This is a genomic window from Pseudoduganella sp. RAF53_2 (genome assembly GCF_052113985.1).
GTDB lineage: Bacteria > Pseudomonadota > Gammaproteobacteria > Burkholderiales > Burkholderiaceae_D > Rugamonas.
The window spans coordinates 1-7010 of the sequence record NZ_JBFRDW010000293.1; the positions used below are offsets into that span (position 1 = coordinate 1).

Genomic DNA, 7010 nt, shown 5'->3' on the forward strand with positions numbered 1-7010 from the left:
GCTGGAAGACGAGGACGAGGATGGATCTATCGGAGATTCAGAAGGCGATCAGGAGTGGCCTGAAGACGCTTGAGGTGCCTGAGCCCATGCGGTTGTCGCAGTGGGCTGAGAAGCATTTTTACCTGTCGGCGGAGTCATCCTATGTCGAGGGCGCATGGAGCGCATATCCGTTCCAGCCAGCCATCATGGACGCCTTCTCCAACGACGACATTCAGGTCGTTGTAGTCAAGAAATCGGCGCGCGTCGGCTACACCAAGATGCTGGTGGCTTTGATCGCCTACGTGGCCCATCACAAGCGCCGCAACCAGGCGGTGTGGCAACCCACGGATGAGGACTCAGACGAGTTTGTGAAAACCGAGTTGGACAGCATGCTGCGTGACGTAAAGGTCATGCGCGAGGTGTTCCGCCAGGGTAAAGGCAAAGGCAAGAACGACACGCTCAAAGGCAAGCAGTTCTTGGGATCTCGGCTGTACACCAAAGGCGGCAAGGCCGCCCGCAGCTACCGCCGTATTTCGGTTGACTACTCCATTCTTGATGAGCTGGACGGATTCGACCTCGACATCGAGAAGGAAGGCAGTCCTGACAAGCTGGCGGGTAAGCGGGTTGAGGGCGCGCTGTTCCCGAAAGAGATCCTTGGCTCTACGCCGAAGCTGAAAGGCTTCAGCCGCACCGAGGCGCGCGAAGAACAGTGCGACCTGCAGATGCGGTTCAAAGTGCCATGCCCGCATTGCGGCGACCGGCACGAAATCACGTTTGGCGGTAAGGATAAGCGGCACGGCTTCAAGTGGATCAACCGCGACCCGGAAACGGTCGGCCATGTTTGTCCACACTGCGCGACGCTGTACACGCAGGCCGAATACCTGTCGGTGTGGACGCAGGGGCGCTGGGAGGCTCCGGACGGAACCTGGATCGATGGTGAGTCCCGCTTCCGAAACGCTGCCGACGAGCTGGTCCCGGCGCCGCGCTCGATCGCCTTCCATGTGTGGACGGCGTACAGCCCGCAGGCGACATGGGCGCAAATCGTGCGCGACTACCTGGCGGCGGTTGATAAGGCCCGCGCGGGCGACACCAGCGAGCTGAAAACCTTCGTCAATACGACGCTGGGTGAAACCTGGGAGGAAGAGGTCGAGAAGACCGAGGCGGACGCACTGATCCAGCGCGCGGAGGATTACCCGCTGCGCGAGGTGCCGAGGGGTGGCCTGGTGTTGGTGGCCGGCGTGGACGTACAGGCCAACCGCTTCGAGGTCGTGGTCTGGGCCATCGGGCGCGGCGAGGAAATGTGGGCCGTGGACTACCAGGTGATCGATGCCAACCCGGCCGATGAGCGGGAGTGGGAAGAAAAGCTCGACCCATACCTGCAAATGCGGTTCAAGCACGTCGGTGGACAGTACCTCCCGATTGAGGCGGCTGCGATCGACACCGGCGGCCACTTTACGCACCAGGCGTACAACTTCTGCCGCGTTCGCGCCCGTCGCCGCATTTATGCGGTCAAGGGTGATAGCCGCCAGGGCCAGCCGGTCAAAGGCCGCAGCAGCATGCAGGACGTGAATCACCAGGGCAAGGTGATCAAGCGTGGCGTAAAGCTGTGGATGGTCGGGACCGATACGGCCAAGGACTTGATCCACGGTCGCCTGCAGGTCACGCAACCCGGCCCCGGCTACGTCCACTTCCCCAAGGCGATGCCGGTGGAGTTCTACCAGCAGCTTACCGCTGAGGTGCGGGTGCTGCAGAAAACGGCGACTGGTGAGCAACATCGCTGGGTCAAGGTCGGCGGACGCCGCAACGAGGTGCTGGACTGCAGTGTGTACGCGCTGTTCTCGGCCCAGTCGCTGGATCTGCATAAGTACACCGACCGGCTTTGGGCAAAGCTGGAAGCTGCGGTCAATCCGCCAATGGCCGATCTGTTCGATGCGCCAGTGGAGCCCGAGGAAGCGGGCGTGCAAGGGCTGGCCGTTGGCGAACTCGCGGTCAAGCTCGGCGAATCGCTGAAGCAGCTGAGGGAGGCCGCCAAGGCCGAACCTGCTGTCAAGGTCACCACACTCGGCCAAGGCGGTCAGGCCCCGCGCAGCCGGTTGGCGGCGTTGATACAGAAATAGAGGAGTTCCAATGCGATTCAATCCCAATGCCAGCCTGCTGGCAGGTATGCAGACGTCTGCACTGCGCACGGCGCTGACCAATGCGCAGCAGGCATATATCGACCTGTCCACTGGCGCCAAAGGCGAGTCCTACTCGTACACCCAAGGCGACGGATCGCGCTCGGTGACGTACAGCAAGGCGAACATCGCCGACCTGGCCGTTCTTATTCAAACCCTGCAAGCGCAGCTGGGCATCGTGCCCCGTCCGCGCCGCGCCGTGAGGTTCCGATTCTGATGAATACTCCAGTCACGATCCTGGGCGCGAACGGCCAACCACTGGCGCCGGCGCGTACATCCATGCTGCACGGCAGTCCTGGCGTGCCTTACGACGCCGCCGACCGTAGCAGCGACCACATGGCGAGCTGGTCGCCCACCTTGCCGTCACCGGACGGTGAGCTGAACGGTTTCCGCGACACCATCGTCGCCCGCGTCCGCGACCTGGTGCGCAATGATGGCTGGGCCTCGGGCACTGTCACGCGGATTCTCGACAATGCGATCGGAGCCAATTTCCGGCCGATCTTCAAGCCGGATTGGCAGGCCCTGCAAGCCCACACGGGCATCAAGGCTTTCGACCACGTTTGGGCTGACGAATTCGGTCGGGGCCTGGAGGCGAGCTATCGCTTGTGGGCAACCGACATCGGGCGCTATTGCGACACCCAGCGCAACCTGACGATGGCGCAAATGATCCGTGTCGGCTTCCGCCACAAGTTGATCGATGGCGATGCGATCGCGCAGCTGCATTGGCTGCCAGAACGAGTGGGCGTAGGGCGGGCGCGATATGCCACGGCGGTACAACTGATTGACCCTGATCGGCTGTCCAACCCGCAGTTGCAAATCGACACCGAACAGCTGCGCGGTGGCGTCGAGATCGATCAGTACGGCGCGGCGCTGGCGTACCACATCCGGCGCGCGCACCAGGGCGACTACTTTGCTGCAGGGCGTGCGTACACCTGGGACCGCATCGAGCGGGAAACTGAGTGGGGCCGCCCGATCATCGTGCACGACTTCGAGCAGGAGCGTGCTGGTCAGCACCGAGGCGGTGCGGGCATTTTTACCCCTGTAATTCAGCGCCTCAAAATGCTGATCAAGTACGACAGCGCCGAGCTGGACGCGGCGCTGCTAAATGCGATCTTTGCAGCCTATATCGAATCGCCATATGACCACTCGATGGTCGAAGGCGCGCTGGCCGGTGACGACGACGTTGGTGCCTACCAGAAGGATCGGATGGCCTACCACGGCGAGCAGCGCCTGAAACTGAACGGCGCGCGCATGCCGATCCTCTATCCAGGGGAGAAGCTGAACACGGTGATGGCCACCCGGCCGAACGCCAACTTTGATGCCTTCGAGGCGGCGGTGCTGCGCAATGTGGCATCGGCGACCGGCCTATCGGCACAGCAGATCAGCAACAACTGGTCGGATGTGAACTACAGCTCGGCGCGCGGCGCCATGCTCGAAGCGTGGAAGACCCTTTCGCGGCGGCGAAATGACTTTGCCATCGGCTTTGCACAGCCCATCGTGTGTGGCTTTGCCGAAGAAGCGATGGAAGTAGACGACCTGCCTTTGCCAGCCGGTGCACCGGAGTTTGCCGAGTATCGCGCGGCATATGCGCRGGCGAAGTGGATGGGGCCGGGGCGCGGGATTGTCGATCCGCTGAAAGAGCGCCAGGGCTCAGTGCTCGGGATGGATGCGGCGCTCTCGACGCTGGAAGACGAGGCGGCCGAGCTGGACGGCAAGGATTGGCGAGAAACGGTCGCGCAGCGTGCGATCGAGATCAAGCGATTCCAGGAGCTGGGAGTGCCGCTGCCGCAGTGGGCAGCTGGCGGTGATCAACCAGAAACAAACGAAAAGGATGGTGTCGAATGAAATTCGCATTCCTGGCCCAGCGGCTGTTCAACACGCCGCTGGCAATCACGCCGCGCAAGGCCGAAGTGGTCATGGCGGCGCTGGCCGAGCGCATGGGGGTCTCCCACATCGCCCGCTCCGGCGCGCAGATGATGGACGACGACGAGTACGGCTATGCCGATCCCGGCCAGAACCCGCGCAGCGGTTACGACACTGTCGCCGGCGTGGCGGTGATTCCGATTCAGGGAACGCTGGTGCAGAAACTCGGCACGTTGCGCCCGTACTCGGGCATGACGGGCTATGACGGGATTCGGCAGAACGTGCTGACCGCCCTGGCCGACTCCAGCGTGAAGGCCATCGTGCTCGATATCGACAGTCCTGGCGGCGAGGTGGCCGGCTGCTTCGACCTGGTTGACACGATCTACCGTGCACGCGGCACCAAGCCGATCTGGTCGATTCTGAACGAGTCGGCCTATAGCGCCGGTTACGCGATCGCCAGCGCCGCCGACAAGGTACTGGTGCCGCGTACAGGTGGCGTGGGCAGCGTTGGTGTCATCTGGGCGCACATGGACTGGTCCAAGGCGCTGACCGAGGCTGGATTCAAAGTTACCTTTATCACCTACGGCGACTTGAAGGCTGAGGGCCGGCCAGAAATTGAACTATCCGACGAGGCGCGTGCGCGCTTCCAGGCGGACATCAACACGATGGGCGAACTGTTTGTCGAAACGGTCGCCCGCAACCGGAATATCCCCGCCGCCAAGGTGCGGGATACACAGGCTGGCACCTTCCTGGGCGCGGCAGGCGTTGCCCAGGGCCTGGCTGACAGCGTTATGGCTCCAGACGCGGCTTTCAGGGCGCTGCTGGCCGAGCTTGATTAATCACCCAAGGAAGAACCTAAATGAAGAAAGCAAAAGCAGGCGGCCTTGCCAAGGCATTCTCCTTCGCTCACCTGATCGGCATGGCCGCAGCAGATGGCGGCGAAGACCCGAACAAGCAGCGCGAGGATGAGTCCGACGAGGACTACGCCAAGCGCATGGAAGAGGAAGAGCGCAAGCAGCGCGATGACGAGTCCGACGAGGACTACGCCAAGCGCATGGAAGAGCTGGACAAGAAAGAAGGCGACGACGAGCAGGACGACGACGCGGACGCAGAAGACGAAACCGAAGGCGAGAAGGCCGCGCGTGAACGCGAGCGCGCCCGTTGCGCGGCGATCTTCTCCAGCCCGGCCGCCGCTTCCCGCCCGGACTTTGCGGCTCACCTGGCGTTCCAGACTGGCATGAAGGCCAGCGAAGCGATCGGCATGCTGACGACCTTTGCGGCTGGCGCACCGAAGCGCAGCTCGCTGGCATCGCGTATGTCGGGTGTCAAGCAGGTGAACACTGGCACCGGCGCCGGCGCCGCAGCTCCGACCGGCGCCAATGCGGCTGCCGCCATGATCCTCGCCGCCGGCAAAAAGCGCCGCGGCGAGCAGTAATCCACAGTTTCATCAACAGAAAGGGACATCATGCCTCTCGCAACTACCAACGTGGGTGCAAACCCCCAAGCCCCCGGCGCGGTCGCCCAGGTCTACGTGCCGGACCAGCTGTTCGCCGGCCACCTGAAGCCCGTCACGGACGCCATCGTCCTGGGTGCTGGCAATCTGCAGCGCGGCGCCGTGCTGGGGCAAGTGACCGCCACCGGCAACTACATCCTGTGCGTGAAGACGGCCAACGACGGCAGCCAGATCCCGAGCGCGATCCTGGCCGACGCTGCTGATGCTTCCGGCGGTGCCGTGCCAGCGGGCGCCTACCTGACCGGCGAGTTCAACGTCAACGCGCTGATCTTCGACGCGTCGTGGACTGCCGCGCAGGTCAAGGCCGCAGCTCGCTCGCTGTCGATTTTCGTCAAGAACGTGGTTGGCGCGGCTGATCCTACTTAACCGCACCTGATGCACATGAGATCCCGCTTCTGGCGGGATTTTTTTTTCCTACTTCCGTGAAGGAATCGCAATGTCGTTGAATACCAACTTTGTTTTCGACACCAATACGCTGATTGCGGTGGTGCCCAACCTGAAGCGTCCGCAGAAGTTCCTGCTGGACCGCTTCTTCCCGAATGTCGAGATGAGCGATAGCGAGTACGTCTCGATCGACGTGGACGTCGGCAAGCGCCGCATGTCGCCCTTCGTCTCGCCGCTGGTCGGTGGCAAGCTGGTGGAAAGCCGCCGCACCCAGACCAATATGTTCAAGCCTGCCTACATCAAGGACAAGCGCGCACCCGACTTGCGTAAGCCAGTGCGCCGCGCGATCGGCGAACAGATCGGCGGCTCCCTGACGGGTGCTGAGCGCGAGGCCGCAAATCTGGAGCTGGAGCTGACCGACCAGTTGGACATGCTGGACCGCCGTCTGGAATGGATGGCCGCGTCCGCGCTGATCAATGGCACCGTAACGATCACCGGCGAAGGCTTCCCAACTGTGGTCGTTGACTTCGGCCGCGACGCCTCGCTGACCGTGGCCAAGTCCGGCACCGGCCGTTGGATCAAGGCGAACATCGATGCCGGTACGGCATCGCCTACCAACGACGTGTCTGCATGGGCCCAGCAGATGCTGAAGAAGTCGGGGGCGGCGCCAACCGATATCGTGTTCTCCACCAGCGCGTGGAACGGCTTCAAGCTGGACCCGGCCCTGCAGGGCGCGATCGTGTATCCGAAGCTGAGCGATTCGGGCAATGCTATCAACCCGGCGGCAATGATCAAGCCCGGTGCGCAGTACCAAGGTCGCTGGGGCCAGTATGACCTGTGGGTCTACAACGACTGGTACGTGGACGATAACAACGTCGAACAGCCGATGATCCCGGACGGTGCGCTGATCATGACCGGCGGCGAGCTGCAAGGCACTCGTGCCTTCGGCCAGGTCCTCGACCCGGAGCACAACTACCAGGCGCTGCCGTATGCGCCGAAGACCTGGGTTGAGAAAGACCCCGCGCAGCGCCTGCTGCTGCTCCAATCCTCCCCGATCGTAATTCCCGCACGCGCCAACGCGTGCATGTCCGCACAGG

The 7010-nt window shown here is 62.9% G+C and carries 7 protein-coding genes; all 7 read left to right on the forward strand.

Annotated features, from left to right (window positions below):
• Positions 1 to 2096: phage terminase large subunit family protein (locus AB4Z11_RS17765; RefSeq protein ID WP_442026564.1), on the forward strand; the 2096-nt coding region annotated here is incomplete at its 5' end.
• Positions 2097 to 2106: 10 nt separating this feature from the next.
• On the forward strand, positions 2107 to 2370 hold the full coding sequence (gene gpW, locus AB4Z11_RS17770; protein WP_090189566.1) for a gpW family head-tail joining protein: 264 nt from the start codon (positions 2107 to 2109) through the stop codon (positions 2368 to 2370).
• Positions 2370 to 3998, forward strand: a complete 1629-nt coding sequence (locus tag AB4Z11_RS17775) for a phage portal protein (RefSeq protein ID WP_442026565.1) — start codon at positions 2370 to 2372, stop codon at positions 3996 to 3998. Before gpW ends, AB4Z11_RS17775 begins: the two co-directional genes overlap by 1 nt.
• Entirely contained in the window at positions 3995 to 4855 is an 861-nt protein-coding gene (locus AB4Z11_RS17780; protein ID WP_090189573.1) for a S49 family peptidase, read from the forward strand. The genes AB4Z11_RS17775 and AB4Z11_RS17780 overlap by 4 nt, the downstream gene beginning before the upstream one ends.
• Positions 4856 to 4875: 20 nt before the next feature.
• A complete protein-coding gene (locus AB4Z11_RS17785; protein WP_090189575.1) occupies positions 4876 to 5451 on the forward strand; it encodes a hypothetical protein in 576 nt (191 codons plus the stop codon).
• Between the two features lie 30 nt (positions 5452 to 5481).
• Complete coding sequence (locus AB4Z11_RS17790; RefSeq protein WP_442026567.1) at positions 5482 to 5895, forward strand: head decoration protein; 414 nt, start codon at positions 5482 to 5484, stop codon at positions 5893 to 5895.
• Between the two features lie 70 nt (positions 5896 to 5965).
• Positions 5966 to 7010: major capsid protein (locus AB4Z11_RS17795; RefSeq protein ID WP_442026569.1), on the forward strand; the 1045-nt coding region annotated here is incomplete at its 3' end.

What these genes read in the sequence shown, in the direction of transcription:
- gpW (WP_090189566.1), top strand. Translation starts at nt 2,107, where the DNA reads ATGCGATTCAATCCCAATGCCAGCCTGCTGGCAGGTATGCAGACGTCT.
- AB4Z11_RS17780 (WP_090189573.1), top strand. Translation starts at nt 3,995, where the DNA reads ATGAAATTCGCATTCCTGGCCCAGCGGCTGTTCAACACGCCGCTGGCA.
- AB4Z11_RS17785 (WP_090189575.1), top strand. Translation starts at nt 4,876, where the DNA reads ATGAAGAAAGCAAAAGCAGGCGGCCTTGCCAAGGCATTCTCCTTCGCT.
- AB4Z11_RS17790 (WP_442026567.1), top strand. Translation starts at nt 5,482, where the DNA reads ATGCCTCTCGCAACTACCAACGTGGGTGCAAACCCCCAAGCCCCCGGC.